This is a genomic window from Micromonospora terminaliae, assembly GCF_009671205.1.
GTDB classification, from domain to species: domain Bacteria; phylum Actinomycetota; class Actinomycetes; order Mycobacteriales; family Micromonosporaceae; genus Micromonospora; species Micromonospora terminaliae.
In genome coordinates this window covers 4,951,435-4,967,560 of record NZ_CP045309.1, presented here as the reverse complement: position 1 = coordinate 4,967,560, position 16,126 = coordinate 4,951,435, and the positions used below count along the sequence as shown (strand labels likewise).

Sequence of the window (16,126 nt, the reverse complement as noted above, 5' to 3'; positions counted from 1 at the left end):
CCAGAGGGCGGCCTTCATTCGGTCCGGAGTGCCGCCTGGCGGCGCGGAGGCCGAATTATGGCCGTTGGCCTTCACCGGGGGAGTTCCGCGTGGATCCGGGTCGGCCCGCCGGTCGGGCTGGCCACCTCCAGGGTCCCGCCGGCGGCCCGGACCCGGTCGGCGATGCCGCTGAGCCCGTGCCCCTTGGCCAGGTGGGCGCCGCCGATCCCGTCGTCCACCACGGTGATCTCCAGCCGGCCGACCTTCCGGGTCACCTCGACCCGGCAGGCGGCGGCCCGGCTGTGCTTGGCGACGTTCGTCAGCGCCTCGGCCACCACGAAGTACGCGGTGCTCTCCAGCGCCGGGTCGAGCCGCCCGGCCGCGGTGCCCAGCTCGTCGTCGACCACCAGCTCGGTGGGGACCAGGGCGCGGGCGGCGAGCGCGGCCAGCGCGCTGGGCAGCCCCCGGTCGACCAGGATCGGCGGGGCGATCCCCCGGGAGAGGGCCCGCAGCTCGTCGAGGGTCTCCCGGGTCTGGCTGACCGCCTCGTCCAGGGTCCGCCGGGCCGCCTCGGGGTCGGCGGCGAGCTGCTGGCGGGCTCGGCTCAGGTCCATGGCGAGCCGGACGAGGCGCTGCTGCGGGCCGTCGTGGATGTCCCGTTCCAGGCGGCGCAGGGCGGACGCCTCGGCGGACGCGGCGGCCCGCTTCTGCTCCTCCAGCGTGGTGATCCGCTGCCGCATCTCGGCCACCCCGGTGAGCAGCGAGTACGCCAGCGCGGCCTGGATCTTGGCGCACGCGCGGGCCACCAGGGGCAGGGTGAACAGGGCGAACACCCCGATCGCGGTGTTCAGGGCGATCCGCGCCCCGGCACCGTCCCCCATCCCGAGGAGCTGGCTGAGGTCCTGGTCGCCGGGGCCCCGCGGGATGGCCCAGTCGTACGCGCCGTAGAGGGTGCCGGTCACGGCCAGCGCCCACCAGACCACCACCACCACGAACGTGGGCAGGGTCGCCAGCAGCCGGACGAAGGCGTGCAGCAGGTCGAGCCAGGACTGCGGGTCGCGCATCGGGGTGAGGACCCGCCGCCAGAAGCCCGCGCCCCGCTCGGGCGCCAGGTAGACCGGGCGGACCCGGGGCTGGCGCAGCACGGCGGGCAGCCGCAGCCGCTCCAGGTCGGCCAGCCCCCGGGCCGCGTACAGGGTGCCGGCGAGGACCGGCAGGCCGAGCGTGGTGACCAGCAGGCCGGCGGTGAGCGAGATACCCGCCACGGCCAGCACGAAGCCGACCAGCGCCAGCGGGAGGCTGAAGAGCACGTAGCCGGAGTCGCGCAGGAGTTGGCGGACGAGACCCCGGACGGGTGTGGTGGGGGTTGGCGCGGTGGCCAGCGGAACGGCGGTCATGCTCCGAGGCTATGGGCCGGAACGGGCCCGACCCATCCCGTGCGCGGGCCTCTCCGGGGTGGGGTTCTCCCTACCGCCGGACGTGACCCGCGCCTCTCCCCGACGATGACACAGCGCTACCGGGCGCGCGCGATTGGTCAGAGAAGTCGGGATTGAGCAATAATCGCCACGCGGCGCCGAGGGAGCTCCGTCTATCGATCTTGTGGGAATGGAGGAGCAGGTGGAGGCGCGTCGCGACCTAGCAAGATCGCGATTTGTGCACGTCTTCACAAGCGCCTACTCTGTAGTTCCGACGCGCCCTGCTAGCACAGCCGGCAACATCGGTCGCCAGCGGGAGTCCCGGAACGACCGGCCACCGTCGCTGGTCGAGGATCGCACCGCACGGAGTCTCATGAGTCAGCACCGTCACCCAGGCGCGCCCGGCCGCGCCGGTGCCGTACCGGCGCTCCCGGACCTGCCCGAGGCGACCGTCGCGCGGCTCCCGGAATACCTCCGCGCCCTGCACGCGCTCGCCGACACCGGCCACGAGACGGTCTCCAGCGAGGGGCTGGCCAGCGCCGCCGGGGTCAACTCGGCGAAGCTCCGCAAGGACCTCTCCCACCTCGGCTCGTACGGCACCCGCGGCGTCGGCTACGACGTCACGCTGCTGATCGAGCAGATCGAGTCGGTGCTCGGGCTCACCCAGTGCCGCTCCGTCGCGCTGGTCGGCGTGGGTAACCTCGGTCACGCCCTGGCCGGCTACGACGGCTTCGCCAGCCGCGGCTTCCGGATCGCCGCGCTCCTCGACGCCGACCCGTCCCGCGTCGGCGAGGAGATCAACGGCCTGGTCGTCCGGCACGTCGACGACCTGCCCCGGGTCGCCGTCGAGGAGTCGATCTCGATCGGCGTGATCGCCACCCCCGCGCCGGCCGCCCAGGCGGTCGCGGATCAGCTCGTCGCCGTCGGCGTGACGAGCATCCTCAACTTCGCGCCGTGCGTACTCTCGGTTCCGGAGGGGGTCGACGTGCGCAAGGTCGACCTCGCGATCGAACTGCAGATCCTGTCCTTCCACGAGCACCGCAAGGCGTCGCTGACCGCGCTTCCCGGCGGGCTCGCCGCCACCGACACCCAGGAGGCGATCGGCACGTGAAACTGCTCGTCGTCGGCGCGTCCTACCGCACCGCCCCGGTCGCCACGCTGGAGCAGCTGGCGGTCCCGCCCGCGGATCTCACCCGCACCCTGGACCGCCTGGTCGCCCAGCCGTACGTCGCCGAGGCCGTGCTCGTCTCCACCTGCAACCGCGTCGAGGTGTACGCCGCCGTCACCGGCTTCCACGGCGGCCTCGGCGACATCTGCGCGGTCCTGGCCGAGCAGGCCGGTGCCCCGCCGGCGGCGCTCGCCACCCACCTCTACGTGCACTACGACGCCGCCGCCGTCGACCACGTCTTCCGGGTCGCCACCGGGCTGGACTCGATGGTGGTCGGCGAGGCGCAGATCCTCGGCCAGCTCCGCGACGCCTACCACTCGGCCAGCGGCGCCGACTCGGCCGGCCGGCTCCTGCACGAGCTGATGCAGCAGGCCCTGCGGGTCGGCAAGCGCGCGCACGCCGAGACCAACATCGACCGGGCCGGGCAGAGCGTGGTCACCGCCGCCCTCGACCTGGCCGCCGGCCTGCTCGACGGCGACCTCACCGGCCGGCCCGCCATGGTGGTCGGCGCGGGGGCGATGGGTTCGCTGGGCGTGGCCACCCTCTCCCGGCTGGGCGCCGGCCCGCTCACCGTCACCAACCGGGGCGCCGAGCGAGCCGTCCGGCTGGCCGAGTCCTACGGCGCCACCGCCGTGCCGATGGCCGGACTGGTCGACGCCCTCGCCACAGTGGACATCGTGGTGGCCGCCACCGCCGCCACCGAAGCGGTGCTCACCCGCGACGTGGTGACCCGGGCGCTGGTCCGCCGCGACGCCGCCCGCGGCCCGCTGGTCCTGCTCGACCTGGCCGTCCCGCGCGACGTCGAGGAGGGCGTCGCCGAGCTGCCCGGCGTCGAGGTGATCGACATCGACCGGATGGCGGCGATCCTCGCCGACGGCCCGGCCGCCGCCGACGCCGCCGAGGTGACCCGGATCGTGGCCGGCGAGGTCGAGGCGTTCCTGAGCTGGCTGCGTGGCAGCGACGTCGCCCCCACCGTGGCGGCCCTGCGCGTGCGCGCCGACGACGTGGTGACCGCCGAGCTGCGCCGGCTGGCCCAGCGCCGCCCGGACCTCACCGACGACCAGCGCGCCGAGGTCGCCCGCACCGTGCACCGGGTCGTGCAGCGGCTGCTGCACCAGCCCACCGTCCGCGTCCGCCAGCTCGCGGCGGAGCCCGGCGGCGACCAGTACGCCGCCCTGCTGCGCGAGCTGTTCGACCTCGAGGTGCCGCAGACCTCCGCGGTCGACACCGTTCCCGACGTGGTGGAAGCCGAGATCGCCCTGCCGGCCGACATCACCCCGCCCACCGGAGGTGCGCGATGACCGCCCCCCTGCGCCTCGGCACCCGGGGCAGCGCCCTCGCGATGGCCCAGTCCGGCCACGTCGCCGAGGCGCTCACCGCGGCCACCGGCCGCCCGGTCGAGCTGGTCGAGGTGGTGACCGCCGGCGACCGTTCGACGGCCCCGGTGCACCGGCTCGGCGTCGGCGTCTTCGTCTCCGCGCTGCGCGACGCGCTGACCGCCCGCGAGATCGACTTCGCGGTCCACTCGTACAAGGACCTCCCCACGGCGGGGGCGCCCGGCCTGCACATCGCGGCCGTGCCGGTCCGGCAGGACCCGCGGGACGCGCTGGTCGCCAGGGACGGCCGCACCCTCGCCGAGCTGCCGCCCGGCGCGCGGGTCGGCACGGGCGCGCTGCGCCGCATCGCCCAGCTGCACGCCCTCGGCATGCAGCTGGAGGTCACCCCGATCCGGGGCAACGTCGACACCCGCCTCGGCCGGGTGCTCGGCCCCGACGCCGACCTCGACGCGGTCGTGCTGGCCCGGGCCGGGCTCGCGCGCCTCGGCCGGACGGACGTGATCACCGAGACGCTCGATCCGATGCTGATGCTGCCCGCGCCCGCCCAGGGCGCGCTGGCCGTGGAGTGCCGGATCGACGATCAGGACCTGGTCGAGCTGCTCGGCGTGCTCGACCACGCACCGTCCCGTGCCGCGGTCGTCGCGGAGCGGGCACTGCTGGCCACCCTGGAGGCCGGGTGCAGCGCACCCGTCGCCGCCTACGGCGAACTCGCCGAGGGTGACGCCGGTGAAGAGATCTACCTGCGCGGGGCGGTGATCAGCCCGGACGGCACCCGTGACCTCCGGCTGTCCCGCACCGGAACGCCCGCCGACGCGGCGGAGATCGGCAAGGCACTCGCCGCCGAACTCCTCGAACTCGGCGCCGACTCGATCCTCGGCCAAGAAGGACACGCCGGCCCGGGGACCCAGCAATTTGGGAGCACAGAATGACCCGCACCCGTAAGCCCGTAGGCCGGATCGCGTTCGTCGGGGCCGGCCCCGGCGACCCGGGCCTGCTGACCCGCCGGGCGCTGGACGCCCTGGTCGACGCCGACCAGGTGGTGTACGACCGGGGAGTCCCCGAGTCGCTGCTGGAGCACGTCCGCGCCCAGGCCAGGTCCGACGCCGAGTTCAGCCCCGCCGAGGGTGTGCCGGGGGACGTGGCGAAGGTGCTGATCTCCGCGGCCCGGTCCGGCCAGAACGCCGTGCACCTGGTCGCCGGTGACCCGTTCGGCCACGACTCGGTGGTCAAGGAGGTGCAGGCGGTCGCGCGTACCGCCGCGCACTTCGAGGTGGTGCCGGGCGTCGGCCAGGCCGAGGGCGTGGCCACCTACGCCGGCGTGCCGCTGCCGGGGGTACGCACCGCCGCCGACGTCGAGGACGTCACCACGCTGGACTTCGACGCGCTGGCCGCGGCCGTGGCCCGGGGCTCCCTGGCCGTCGCGGTGGACGCCGGTGACCTGGCCGCCATCCGGGACGGCCTGCTGGCCGCCGGCGTGGACGGCGCCACCCCCGTCGCGGTGACCGGCGACGGCACGGGCGAGACGCAGTACACCACCACGTCGACCGTGGACTCCTTCGTCGCGGCGGCGCTCGGCTTCACCGGCCGGGTCGTGCTCACCGTGGGCGCGGGCGTCTCCGACCGCGACAAGCTGAGCTGGTGGGAGAACCGGCCGCTGTACGGCTGGAAGGTGCTCGTACCCCGGACCAAGGAGCAGGCCGGCGCCATGAGCGCGCGGCTGCGGGCGTACGGGGCGATCCCGTGCGAGGTGCCGACCATCGCGGTCGAGCCGCCGCGCACCCCCGCCCAGATGGAGCGGGCGGTCAAGGGCCTGGTCGACGGCCGGTACGCCTGGGTGATCTTCACCTCGGTGAACGCGGTCCGGGCGGTCTGGGAGAAGTTCGCCGAGCACGGCCTGGACGCCCGCCACTTCGGCGGCGTCAAGATCGCCTGCATCGGCGAGGCCACCGCCGAGGCGGTCCGCGCCTTCGGCATCCAGCCGGAGCTGATCCCCTCCGGGGAGCAGTCCTCCGAGGGCCTGCTGGCCGAGTTCTCGCCGCACGACGAGATCCTCGACCCGGTCGGCCGGGTGCTGCTGCCGCGCGCCGACATCGCCACCGAGACCCTGGCCGCCGGGCTCACCGAGCGGGGCTGGGAGGTCGACGACGTGACCGCGTACCGGACCGTCCGGGCCGCGCCGCCGCCCGCCGAGATCCGCGACGCCATCAAGTCGGGCGGGTTCGACGCGGTCCTCTTCACGTCGTCCTCGACCGTCCGGAACCTGGTCGGGATCGCCGGGAAGCCGCACGCGCGTACCGTTGTTGCGGTTATCGGGCCCAAGACGGCGGAGACCGCTACGGAGTTCGGCCTGCGGGTCGACGTGCAGCCGCCGCACGCCTCGGTGCCCGACCTGGTGGAGGCGCTCGCCGCCTACGCCGTCGAGCTGCGCGAGAAGCTCGCCGCCATGCCGGCCAAGCAGCGCCGGGGCTCGAAGGTGCAGGGCCCGACCGCCCTGAGGTTCCGCTGACAGGAGGCCCCCCGATGTCGTACCCCGAGATCCGGCCCCGCCGGCTGCGCCGCAACGCGGCCGTGCGGCGGCTGGTCTCCGAGACCCGCGTCGACCCGGCCGAGCTGGTCGTGCCGATGTTCGTCAAGGAGGGGCTGACCGAGCCGCGGGCCGTGGCGTCGCTCCCGGGGGTGCTCCAGCACTCCCGGGACTCGCTGCGCAAGGCCGCCGTCGAGGCGGTCCAGGCCGGGGTCGGCGGGATCATGCTCTTCGGGGTGCCGGCGACGCGGGACGAGACCGGCTCGGGCGGCATCGACCCGGACGGCATCCTCAACGTGGCCATCCGCGACGTCATCGCCGAGGTCGGCGACGCCACCGTGGTGATGAGCGACCTCTGCCTGGACGAGTTCACCTCGCACGGGCACTGCGGCGTGCTCACCCCCGACGGCGCCGTGGACAACGACGCCACCCTCACCGAGTACGCCCGGATGGCGGTCGCCCAGGCCGACGCCGGGGTCCACATGGTCGGGCCGTCCGGGATGATGGACGGCCAGGTCGGCGTGGTCCGCCGGGCCCTGGACGCCGCCGGGCACCAGGACGTCTCGGTGCTCGCGTACGCCGTCAAGTACGCCTCCTCCTTCTTCGGCCCGTTCCGGGACGCCGTGGAGTCGGCCCTGGAGGGCGACCGGCGCACCTACCAGCAGGACCCGGCGAACCTGCGGGAGTCGCTGCGCGAGGTCGAGCTGGACGTGGCCGAGGGCGCCGACATGGTGATGGTCAAGCCGGCCCTGCCCTATCTCGACGTGGTGGCTGCCGTCCGGGCCGCGGTCGACGTCCCGGTGGCCGCCTACCAGGTCTCCGGCGAGTACGCGATGGTCGAGGCGGCCGCCGCGAACGGCTGGATCGACCGCGAGCGGACGATCCTGGAGACGCTCACCTCGATCCGCCGGGCCGGCGCGCAGATCATCCTCACCTACTGGGCGGTCGAGGCGGCCCAGCTGCTCCGCCAGCGCTACTGAACGCTGACCGTCACCACCCGGGCCAGCTCCGCGACGGAGTAGACCTTCCGGGGCGGGTCGGGTAGGTGCGCCCAGACCACACGCACGGTGGTGTCGTCGATCCAGGCGGCACCCCAGGTCCCGCCGCCCGGCAGGCCGTAGGTCGGGCTGGCCGTCCCGAGCGGCTGGTCAGCCCGGAGCTGCCCGGTGGCGGTGTCCAGGATCGCGAGCCGGTAGTCGAGGTTCCGGCCGTTCGGGCGGCGGTAGGGGACCGCGACGAGGCCGCCGCCCGGGGAGAGCCGGACCGACGGAGCGCAGTCGCCGGCCACCGTGAGCCGCGACAGCCGGCTCCCACCGGCCAGCCGGCGCACGTCGAGTCGGCACTGGGTCAGGTCGGCCGGGCCGGTCACCGACACCACGCGGCCGGCCGTAACGTCGGCGTCCCGGAACGGCAGCTCGCCGTCGACCTTCGTCTGCACCCGGATCAGGGTCTTCTCCCGGCCGGTGGTCAGCTCGTGGGAGACCAGGCCCACCCCGTCCCGGACCAGGTAGGCGTACCGTGCGTCGGCGCCGGCCAGTGCGAGGGCCTGGCCCCGGATCCGGACCTCCCGGTCGACCTCGACGCGTCCGTCCGCGCGGAGCAGCATGAGTTTGACGGACAGGCCCGCCACGTCCGGGCCGTCCGTCCGCCGTACGCCGGGCATGAGGTCGGTGAACTTGAGGCCGACCAGCCGTCCGTCGGGCAGTGCCACGGTCTCCTGCCAACCGGCGGGGACCCGGTGCCGGACCACCGAGCCGTCGCTGCGCAGCTCGTCTGCGACGCCGCCGACCAGACCGATCTCCGGGCCGCCCCGGTGCGGCCGCACGGTGCCACCATCGCCGCTCAACAGCAGCCGCTGCGCCGGCGCGGGGGTCGGCGGCGTGCTGGGAGCGGTCGGTGACGGCGAGGGCGACGGCGGCGGCGCGGCCGGCGGTGTGGCGGGCCGCTGCCCGCCCACGAGCAGCGGCACGCCGCCGCCGGTGAGCGCGACCAGGACGACAAGTCCCGCCACGGCCGTCGTGGTCCGCCGGCGCCGGCGGGCCCGGGCCCGCCGGCGTAGCGCCGCCAGGTCCGCCGGGTACGGTGCGGTCGCGCGAGCGGCGCGGTGGATCAGCTCCGCCAGGTCCTCGGGTACGACGTCCACGTCACTCCTCCTCGGCCAGCGCGGCCCGCAGCTCGGCCAGTCCCCGGGAGAGGCGGCTGCGGACGGTGCCCTCGGTCAGGTCCAGCACGGCGGCGGTCTCGGCGGTGGAGAGGTCCAGCAGCACCCGGCAGACGATCACGGTGCGCTGGCCGGCGGGCAACCGTTCCAGGGCCGACCGGGCGGCCAGCCCGGCGGGATCCGGGGCGGCTGTCGCCGGGTGCCGGTCCTCGGCCGGTGGCCGTTCCCGGCGCACCTTCCGCCACCACGAGGTGGCCCAGTTCAGCCCGACCCGGAAGACCCAGCCGCCCGGGTTGTCCAGCCGGCGCACCCGGTCCCACCGCGCGTACGCCCGGGCCATCGCCTCGTCGGTCGCCTCCCGGGCCACCGCGCTGTCCCCGACGGCCAGCGCGAGCGCGCGGTGGATCCGGTCCACGTGGTCCCGGTAGAACTGCTCGAACGGCAGGTCCGGGGACGTGTCGCGGTCGCGCGGCAACACGTCCGGCGGACCGGGCGGGGCCGAGAGGTGGCTTCCCATGTCCGGTACACGCTCCGGAAGCGGATTTCGTTCCCGGGCCGTTGCCGGAACGGATCGACTGCTGCCCGCATCGGAGCCCGCCGGCTCGGCGACGCCGCGCGCCGCTGTCACTCTGCGTACCGAGCAGGCGCGACCCGGACCCTCCACCGACGCCCGCTTTGCTCTGCAGCCATCGGCGCAGCAGCAACCGTCCGTGTCCGCTGCGTACGTGGCTGCAGAGCAAAGCGGGGTGGGGAGGGTGGGGTCGCGGCGGCGAGGGTGCCTTCTTTGTCCGTATAGAAGGCTTCCGTCTGCCGGCGGTGGCGTGACCCGCGGCGAGGTCCGGTCACGTTGGGTGACCCGCTGCCCTTCTCACGCTCCGTCACGCCATCGGCCCTCGCAGCAGGGGCGGCACAGGCCGCCGGCGGGGCGGGACCTTTCCACAGGCGCTCCGGTTGTCCACAGCCGGACCGGTCGGGGTTGCCGCGATCAGGCGGGTGGCAAGAGCCTGGCTCCATGAGCGCCCCCGCCACCCCTGAGGAACCGGCGGTCACGACCGGGGAGCCGGTCGAGCCGCCCACGATGCTCACCGAGCCCTTCGACATCCCGTGGCCCGCGTCGGGCATCGTCCGCGCGGTCCGCCGCCGGGCCGACGCGAGCCAGCGGGAGCTCGCCCGATTCGCCCGGGTGCACCCCACGACCATCGGGCGGATCGAGGCCGGCACCCTGACCCCGAGCATCGCCATGCTGCGCCGGATCATCGGCGTGGCCGGGTTCCGGCTCGCCGTGGTCGACGAGTTCGGCCGTGTGCTCAGGCCGATGCGGGACCGCGACGACCTGCGCGACGGCGCCGAGCGACGGTACCCGTCCCACCTGGACGTGATCGCCGACCCCGAGCCGGGGGAGTGGTGGGCCGACATCTACGGGCTGGCCCGCCCGCCGGAGACCTTCTACCGGGACCGGGCGTACCGCGACGCCCTCCGCCGGCGCAGTCAGTGGGAGGTGCGCGTGGCCAAGTACCGCGGGGTGCCCCCGCCGCGCGACCCGCAGCGGTGCGGCTACCGCAACGGCCCGCCGCCCGGCTGGTGAGCCGGGCGACGGGCCGCTTCGCGGTGCCGCGGTCAGTCGTCGTTGCGGATGGTGCCGATGCCGCTCACGTCGGCGAGCCGGAGGCCCGGCACACCCGCCACGTACAGCTTGAGCTGCTCGTCCGCCTCACGCTTCCGGTCACCGCGCACGGTCACCGGGAAGGTCAGCGAGGTCTGCCCGGCGGCCAGGGTCTTGCAGCCCACGTACGGGTCGTAGTCCGACCCGGCCTGCGCCGTGGTGCCGTAGGTGGTGGCGCAGAGCAGGGCCGGCTCCGAGAGCGGGCGGGAGACGGTCACCGTGAACGTCATGGTGCTGTCGCCCTTGTCGCCCTCGGCCACCGCGGCGTCGGAGACGCTCAGCGACGCGCGGGAACGGAACCGGGCCACCTGCGGGTCGTGGTCGCTGGCACCCCGGTCACCCAGGCCCTCGGCGTCGGTGGGGTAGTCGGCGTTGATGTGCGCCGTGCGTACCTGCACCAGGTCCTCGTGCAGCGGGTCGTTGACGAAGAGGTTGTCCAGCGTCTGCGCCTGCCCGTCGTAGGTGTACGAGTACGCCGCCGCCGGCACGTCCGCCACCAGGTCGTCCCAGAGGTTGTGCAGGCCGGCCTCGTAGAGCGGGGCGAGCTGGTCCGACGGCGTCGGGTTCGCCGCAGTGGCGATCGGGTCGTCCGGCCGCGGGAAGACGTTGAGGTCGCCGCCGTAGATCACCCGTGCGTTCGGGTCGGCCGCCTCGACGGCCTGCACCAGCGCCGCTCCGTACGCGGCCTGCTCACGCCGCTGCCCGACCCGGCTGTCCGGCCCGGACGAGAAGTGGTTGGTGGCCGCCCAGAGCGTGAAGTGCTCGGTCGAGCCGGGCGCCGCCGCCACGGTGAACTTGGCCAGCTGGACGGCCCGGGTGTAGACGTTGCTGCCGTCCACCCCGGTCGAGCGGTCCACGTCGGCCGGCAGCACGGCGTTGAACCCCTTCGGGTTCTGCACGTCCGCGTTCGACGGCAGGGCCGCCGAGCGGTACTGCACGGTCGGCGCCGAGCCCAGCAGCGGGTCGGCGGCGGTCGCCTCGGCCAGCGTCAGCCGGTCGGTGCGGTAGAGGAACGCCGAGGCGATGCCCCGGGCGTCCGCGCCGGTCCGGTCGTACGCCGCCGCGTAGGCGGGGCCACCGGCGGCCGCGATGGCCAGCGCCAGCTCCTGGACGGTGTCCGGCGCGCCGTCGGCGTTGTTCGTGTCGCCGCAGACCAGCTTGCCGTCGGCCACCGTGCAGATGTCCTGGTCCTCGGCCTCCTGCACGAGCACCAGGTCCGGGCTGTGCAGGGCACCGGTGATCTGCCGCGCCTGCACGCCCAGCTTCTCGGTGTACGCCGCCTCGCTGGCCGGCACGTAGTCGAACGGCGGGCTCACGCCCGGGCAGCCCGAGTTGCCGGTGAAGTCGCAGCCGTCGAACGGGTCGTCCCGGTAGTCGTACAGGTTCTCCACGTTGTAAGTGGCGACCGCGACCTCGCTGCTCCGGTCGGCCGGCCGCGGCGGGTTGTTCTCCGCCGGGTCCGCGCCGCCGGTCAGCGTGAGCTGCTCGGGCTGCACGCTGTACTTGCTGAACGCGTACGAGATGGCGCCGTAGGCGTCCTCGGTCAGCGTGTCGAAGGTGCGGGCCTCGGGCAGCAGCGCGGTCGAGTCCCCGGCGGTCGCCTTCACGCCACCCGCACCCAGCAGGATCCGCTGGTAGTTGCCGTTGTCGAAGAGCGTGCCCGGGATGTCGTCCAGCGGGTGCGCGTCCCGGAACACCCGGCGGGCGTACGGGTCGGAACGCTTCATGATCGGGTCCTCGCGGTCGAGCACGTAGACCTCGGAGTCCAGGCTGGACGCGAAGATGTGCCGCGGGGCGGACACCCCGCTGCCGGAACGGACGCGCATCCGCTCACCCTCGTGCCGCTCCCAGAACAGCCCGGCGGCGGCAGCGTCGGCCGGCGGCCGCGCGTCGTCCACCCGGACGGCGGTGTCCACGTCGAGCCCGGAGTCGAGCTTGCGCACCAGGGAGGCGCTGGAGAGCTGGGTCTGGTTGAAGTACTCGGACACTCGGCCGCGCAGCACGACCTCGTCACCGACGGTCGGGGCGTAGCCGCCGATCAGCGTGGTGAACGAGCCCATGAAGACGAAGATGCCGTCCGAGGTGAGCGGGTCGCCGTCCTCGGTGCCGGTGCGGCTCTGCAGGTAGAAGCCCCACTGGTCGGCGCCGGCCGAGGTGCGGGTCAGCGACTTCTGAGTGATCACGCCGCGCACGTCGTAGAGCATCGAGCTGGTGCCGTTGCCGCTGGCCGGGGCCAACGGCGACCGGTCGGTGCGGCCGTCCTCGTCGTCACCGGTGCGGCCCTGCACCTCGCCCACCGAGAGCACGGCGGTGGCCTGCACGGTCAGCGTGCAGGTCGCGGTGCCGCCCTCGGCGTCGGTCGAGGTGACCGTGACGGAGTAGGCGCCGGCCGGGAGGCCCGTGGCGGTCAGTGTGGCGGTGGCCGTGCCGCCGGCCGCGGTGGCCGGCGTGAACGCGGTACGGCTGATCGAGCCGCTCGCCGGCGTCGGGGTGACCGCGGTGACCGCGAGGTCGGTGACGGTGTCGTCGGCGTCGGTGGCGGTGACCACGCGGGTGGCCGTGGCGCCCGCCTCGAGGGTCAGCGCGCCGCCGCAGGTCAGCGTCGGCGCCTGGTCGACCGGGCCGCCGTCGTCGATGCGGTGGCTGCCCAGCCCGTCGAAGGTGTCGGTGGCGAAGCCCTCCCACTGCACGGCCGGGTCGAAGGCGTTCGTCGGGTCGGTGTCACCGGCGCTCACCGAGGGCAGCCGGCGCAGCGTGTTGTCGGCCGTGCTCGTGAGCCCGGTGCCCCACTCGGTGCCCGGGTCGACGCCGACCTGGCCGATCGAGTCGACCACCGTGGTGCCCTTGCGCAGCACGATGGCGTCGTCGCCGTTGTAGAGCGAGCCGCTGTAGGTCTGGTCGGCCTGGGCGAGGATCGCGGGCGCGGCCGCCGAGGCGGCGAAGACGAAGGCGTCGCCGGCGGCGACCGTGCCGGTCAGCGGCACGTTCGTCGACGTGGTGGCGCCGTTGAAGAAGAGTTGGAGCTGGTAGCCGGCGGCGGCCAGGTCGATCGGCGCGCCGGTGCCGTTGTAGAGCTCGACGGCCTTGTTGTTGGACGAGCCCTCGACGTACTCGGAGATGAACAGGTCGGTGGGCGCGGCGCTGGCCGCGGGGGGTGCGACCCCGATCGCCGTGACGGAGACGGCGGCGGTGGTCGCGAGCGCGGCGAAGGTGCGGCGCGTGCGCATGGAGCCTCCACGATGGGTGGACAGGAACTAACGCACGTTAAGCGGCGTTACGGTCCGCCGTCCATCCCCCGGGCAGCCGTTTGATGAATATCCGTCAGCGCTGGCTGTCGAGCCGGTGCACCAGCTCGGCCACGTCCACGCTGTATTCGCACCAGTCCCGGTCGGGGCGGTAGCCCAGCTCCGCGTTGACCTTCAGCATCGCCTCGTTGGCCTGCGCGTTCCAGGTCTGCACCTCGGCCAGCTCCGGCTCGGCCGAGCGCAGCTCCAGCAGCATCCGGGCCTTGATGGCCCGGTCGATGCCGTAGCCCCGGTGGTCGCGGACCACGATGGTGTCGTACTGGTCGGCCCGGGTCGGGTGCTGTGCCGGCACCACCACCTCGGTCAGCCCGGCCACCTCACCGGTCTGCTCGTGCAGGGCCAGCACGATGTAGGGCTTCATGCCCCGCCGGTGCAGCGTGTCGAGGCTGTCCCGCAGCCGCTGGGGGTCGTAGGAGCTGGGCCGCAGCTCGCCGTCGTCCACGTCGCGCACCTCGGCCTTGGCCCGCGCGTACGCCTCGATGAGGTCGTCCGGCGGCCCGCCGGGGCAGAACTCGACGTGGTAGCCGGCGCCCACCTCGGTGGCCATCTCGGCCAGCACCGGCCACTCCATGGCGCCCAGGTCGAGCACGCTGCGGGTCTCGACGTATTCCCTGGTGAAGCCGAGCGCCTCGTAGAACGCCACGGCCGGGGTGTCGCCCACCACCTCCACACCGATCGACTGGAAGCCCTCGTCCCAGACCCGGCGGGCGGCCACCCGGACCAGCTCGCGGCCGAGCCGCCCGCGCCGGACCGACGGGTGCACCAGCACCTCCAGCACGCCGATGCCGCCGAGCAGCAGCACGTTCACGTGGCCGAGGATCGGGCCCGGCGTGCCGTCCGGTGCCGGATCGGCCTGGGCGACCCAGGAGATCCGGCGCTCACCCGGCATGACCTCGGAGAGGTATTCCCGCAGGGAGCTCTCCCGCCAGGGCGGATCCTGCGGCAGGTCGGCCGCCAGCACCGCGTTCAGCGTGTCCAGCAGCGACGCGATCTCGGCGGACGACGCGGTCCGAGGGTCCCACTCGCGCACCATCACCCGTATAGCTTGCCGTCAACGGCAGCCCGGGGGAAGGGTCAAGTCCGCGAATGTAGGCAACCGGTCACGTCACGTGCCGCTCAGCCGTCCGTATTCGTCGGCCTTGTCGAAGACGTCCTGTGCGTAACGGCGTACATCGTTGTAGGAGAGGATGGCGCCCCACCAGTCGCCCGCGATCGTCATGTTCCGGCCGCCCTGGCACAGGTAGCGGCCCGCGGCCAGCGCGGCGTCGTCGATGTCGTGCGGGTTCTTGACGCCGTCGTTGTCGGCGTCCGCGCCGATCTCCTGCCAGGTGCTCGGGATGAACTGCATCGGGCCGAGCGCCTTGTCGTAGACCGGGTCGTGGTCGAGCTGCCCCCGGTCGGTGTCGAGGATCCGGGACCGGCCGCCCTGCCCGTCCAGCGGGGCGCCGAGGATCTCCGGCGCGGCGACGCCGTCGGGCCGCAGGACGGCGCCGTTGTACGACCCGTGGCGGGACTCGACGTAGCCGATCGCCGCCAGCGTCGTCCAGCTCAGCTGGCAGCTTCGGTTGGTCTGGGCGAGCACCAGCTCGGCGTAGCCGTACGCCTGCAGGGCCACCGTCGGGATGCGGGTGGTCGCGCTGACCTTCTGCGCCCAGCCGGCCAGCGCGTCGGCCGGTCGCCCGGGGACCCCCGGGCTGGCGGCGGGGCCGGTCGGCGTGCCGCCGGGCGTGGCCGTGCCGGTCGGACCGACGGTGCCCGGCAGCCCGGTCGCGCCGGGATCCACCGGCCCGCCGGTCGCACCCGGCACCACACCGGCCTGGGGTACGCCCTGGACCGGGGCGTTCGTGGTGGCGTCGACGGCCACCGGCTGCGGCTTGCGGACCGCCGCGGGCACCAGCAGCGCGCCGGCCGCGGCCGTGGCCGCGATCAGGGCGAGCAGGAAGAGCCCCGGCAGGGCGGTGCGCCCGCTGGGACGGCGCGACCAGGCGCGGGTGGCCCGGGCCGCGCCGGCGGCGAGCTGCCGTGGTGGCATCCGCACCGCGTGCGCGAACGGCACCCGCCGCCGCCGGCCGGCCTCCGCACCGGCTGGCTCCGCCGTCGCGTCGCCCGGCTTGGGATCGGCCGGCTCCGCCGTCGCGTCGGCCGGTCCGGCCTTCGGGTCGGCGGCCGGGCCGGTCGCCGTGTCGCGGCGCGGGCGGGGGACGGGGCCGGCGCCGCCGTCGGGCGGCGCGGCCGGTCGCAGGGGTCGAGTTGTCGATCGCTGCTCGCCGTCCACCACCCGTCGAGTATCACCCATGACTGCCGGGGCGTCAGGTCCGGCCGTACGCTTGTCGCATGCCCCGCTACGACTTCCGCTGCCGCGCCTGCGGCGACACCTTCGAGGTCAACCGTCCGATGGCCGAGGCCGGTCAGCCGGCCACCTGTCCCCAGGGACACGCCGACACCGTGAAGCTGCTTTCCACCGTGGCCGTCACGGGGCGGGGCGGGTCCGGTGCGGTCGGCGGGGCGCCCGCCCCGGCTGGCGGCGGTTGCTGCGGCGGCGCCTGCGGCTGCTGACCGCCCACCCGCCCTCGG

General features: G+C 74.5%; 13 protein-coding genes. 7 read left to right on the top strand and 6 right to left on the bottom strand.

Annotated features, from left to right (window positions below; translation table 11 throughout):
• Window positions 1-71: 71 nt before the first annotated feature.
• Window positions 72-1,376, bottom strand: a complete 1,305-nt coding sequence (locus tag GCE86_RS22755; RefSeq protein ID WP_154228812.1) for a sensor histidine kinase — start codon at window positions 1,374-1,376, stop codon at window positions 72-74.
• Between the two features lie 391 nt (window positions 1,377-1,767).
• Here GCE86_RS22755 and GCE86_RS22750 point away from each other — a divergent pair, with 391 nt between their 5' ends.
• The 5 genes from GCE86_RS22750 to hemB are packed head-to-tail and all read left to right on the top strand — an operon-like array spanning window position 1,768 to window position 7,403.
• The gene (locus GCE86_RS22750) at window positions 1,768-2,505 is read left to right on the top strand and encodes a redox-sensing transcriptional repressor Rex (protein ID WP_154228811.1); all 738 of its coding nucleotides are present in this window, start codon (window positions 1,768-1,770) and stop codon (window positions 2,503-2,505) included.
• Window positions 2,502-3,863: a glutamyl-tRNA reductase gene (locus tag GCE86_RS22745; RefSeq protein ID WP_154228810.1), complete on the top strand. Its 1,362-nt coding sequence runs from the start codon at window positions 2,502-2,504 to the stop codon at window positions 3,861-3,863. Before GCE86_RS22750 ends, GCE86_RS22745 begins: the two co-directional genes overlap by 4 nt.
• Window positions 3,860-4,828 (top strand): hydroxymethylbilane synthase, encoded by a 969-nt coding sequence (gene hemC / locus GCE86_RS22740; protein WP_154228809.1) that lies wholly within the window; start codon window positions 3,860-3,862, stop codon window positions 4,826-4,828. The genes GCE86_RS22745 and hemC overlap by 4 nt, the downstream gene beginning before the upstream one ends.
• A complete protein-coding gene (locus GCE86_RS22735) occupies window positions 4,825-6,405 on the top strand; it encodes a bifunctional uroporphyrinogen-III C-methyltransferase/uroporphyrinogen-III synthase (protein ID WP_154228808.1) in 1,581 nt (526 codons plus the stop codon). Before hemC ends, GCE86_RS22735 begins: the two co-directional genes overlap by 4 nt.
• Before the next feature lie 14 nt (window positions 6,406-6,419).
• The gene (gene hemB / locus GCE86_RS22730) at window positions 6,420-7,403 is read left to right on the top strand and encodes a porphobilinogen synthase (RefSeq protein ID WP_154228807.1); all 984 of its coding nucleotides are present in this window, start codon (window positions 6,420-6,422) and stop codon (window positions 7,401-7,403) included.
• Here the strand turns inward: hemB and GCE86_RS22725 are convergent.
• The gene (locus GCE86_RS22725) at window positions 7,397-8,566 is read right to left on the bottom strand and encodes a hypothetical protein (protein ID WP_154228806.1); all 1,170 of its coding nucleotides are present in this window, start codon (window positions 8,564-8,566) and stop codon (window positions 7,397-7,399) included. The two genes, hemB and GCE86_RS22725, sit on opposite strands and share 7 nt — an antisense overlap.
• A 1-nt stretch (window position 8,567) precedes the next feature.
• Complete coding sequence (locus tag GCE86_RS22720; RefSeq protein WP_154228805.1) at window positions 8,568-9,101, bottom strand: RNA polymerase sigma factor; 534 nt, start codon at window positions 9,099-9,101, stop codon at window positions 8,568-8,570.
• A gap of 495 nt (window positions 9,102-9,596) precedes the next feature.
• Here GCE86_RS22720 and GCE86_RS22715 point away from each other — a divergent pair, with 495 nt between their 5' ends.
• A complete protein-coding gene (locus GCE86_RS22715; protein WP_154228804.1) occupies window positions 9,597-10,169 on the top strand; it encodes a helix-turn-helix domain-containing protein in 573 nt (190 codons plus the stop codon).
• Window positions 10,170-10,201: 32 nt separating this feature from the next.
• Here the strand turns inward: GCE86_RS22715 and GCE86_RS22710 are convergent, their stop codons facing one another.
• From GCE86_RS22710 to GCE86_RS22700, 3 genes are all read right to left on the bottom strand, one after another.
• Window positions 10,202-13,474 carry a lamin tail domain-containing protein gene (locus GCE86_RS22710; protein ID WP_154228803.1) on the bottom strand — a complete coding sequence of 1,091 codons (3,273 nt, stop codon included), beginning with the start codon at window positions 13,472-13,474 and terminating at the stop codon, window positions 10,202-10,204.
• Window positions 13,475-13,568: 94 nt separating this feature from the next.
• Window positions 13,569-14,585, bottom strand: coding sequence for a GNAT family N-acetyltransferase (locus GCE86_RS22705; RefSeq protein ID WP_154230629.1), 1,017 nt, complete (start codon window positions 14,583-14,585; stop codon window positions 13,569-13,571).
• A gap of 72 nt (window positions 14,586-14,657) precedes the next feature.
• Entirely contained in the window at window positions 14,658-15,830 is a 1,173-nt protein-coding gene (locus GCE86_RS22700) for a lytic transglycosylase domain-containing protein (RefSeq protein ID WP_154228802.1), read from the bottom strand.
• A 56-nt stretch (window positions 15,831-15,886) separates the two neighbouring features.
• On the opposite strand from GCE86_RS22700, the gene GCE86_RS22695 reads away from it, so the two are divergent.
• Window positions 15,887-16,108, top strand: coding sequence for an FmdB family zinc ribbon protein (locus GCE86_RS22695; RefSeq protein ID WP_154228801.1), 222 nt, complete (start codon window positions 15,887-15,889; stop codon window positions 16,106-16,108).
• The last annotated feature ends 18 nt before the right edge of the window (window positions 16,109-16,126 follow it).

Coding starts and splice junctions, on each gene's coding strand:
- GCE86_RS22755 (WP_154228812.1), bottom strand. CDS start 1,376: ATGACCGCCGTTCCGCTGGCCACCGCGCCAACCCCCACCACACCCGTC.
- GCE86_RS22750 (WP_154228811.1), top strand. CDS start 1,768: ATGAGTCAGCACCGTCACCCAGGCGCGCCCGGCCGCGCCGGTGCCGTA.
- hemC (WP_154228809.1), top strand. CDS start 3,860: ATGACCGCCCCCCTGCGCCTCGGCACCCGGGGCAGCGCCCTCGCGATG.
- GCE86_RS22735 (WP_154228808.1), top strand. CDS start 4,825: ATGACCCGCACCCGTAAGCCCGTAGGCCGGATCGCGTTCGTCGGGGCC.
- hemB (WP_154228807.1), top strand. CDS start 6,420: ATGTCGTACCCCGAGATCCGGCCCCGCCGGCTGCGCCGCAACGCGGCC.
- GCE86_RS22720 (WP_154228805.1), bottom strand. CDS start 9,101: ATGGGAAGCCACCTCTCGGCCCCGCCCGGTCCGCCGGACGTGTTGCCG.
- GCE86_RS22715 (WP_154228804.1), top strand. CDS start 9,597: ATGAGCGCCCCCGCCACCCCTGAGGAACCGGCGGTCACGACCGGGGAG.
- GCE86_RS22710 (WP_154228803.1), bottom strand. CDS start 13,474: ATGCGCACGCGCCGCACCTTCGCCGCGCTCGCGACCACCGCCGCCGTC.
- GCE86_RS22705 (WP_154230629.1), bottom strand. CDS start 14,585: ATGGTGCGCGAGTGGGACCCTCGGACCGCGTCGTCCGCCGAGATCGCG.
- GCE86_RS22695 (WP_154228801.1), top strand. CDS start 15,887: ATGCCCCGCTACGACTTCCGCTGCCGCGCCTGCGGCGACACCTTCGAG.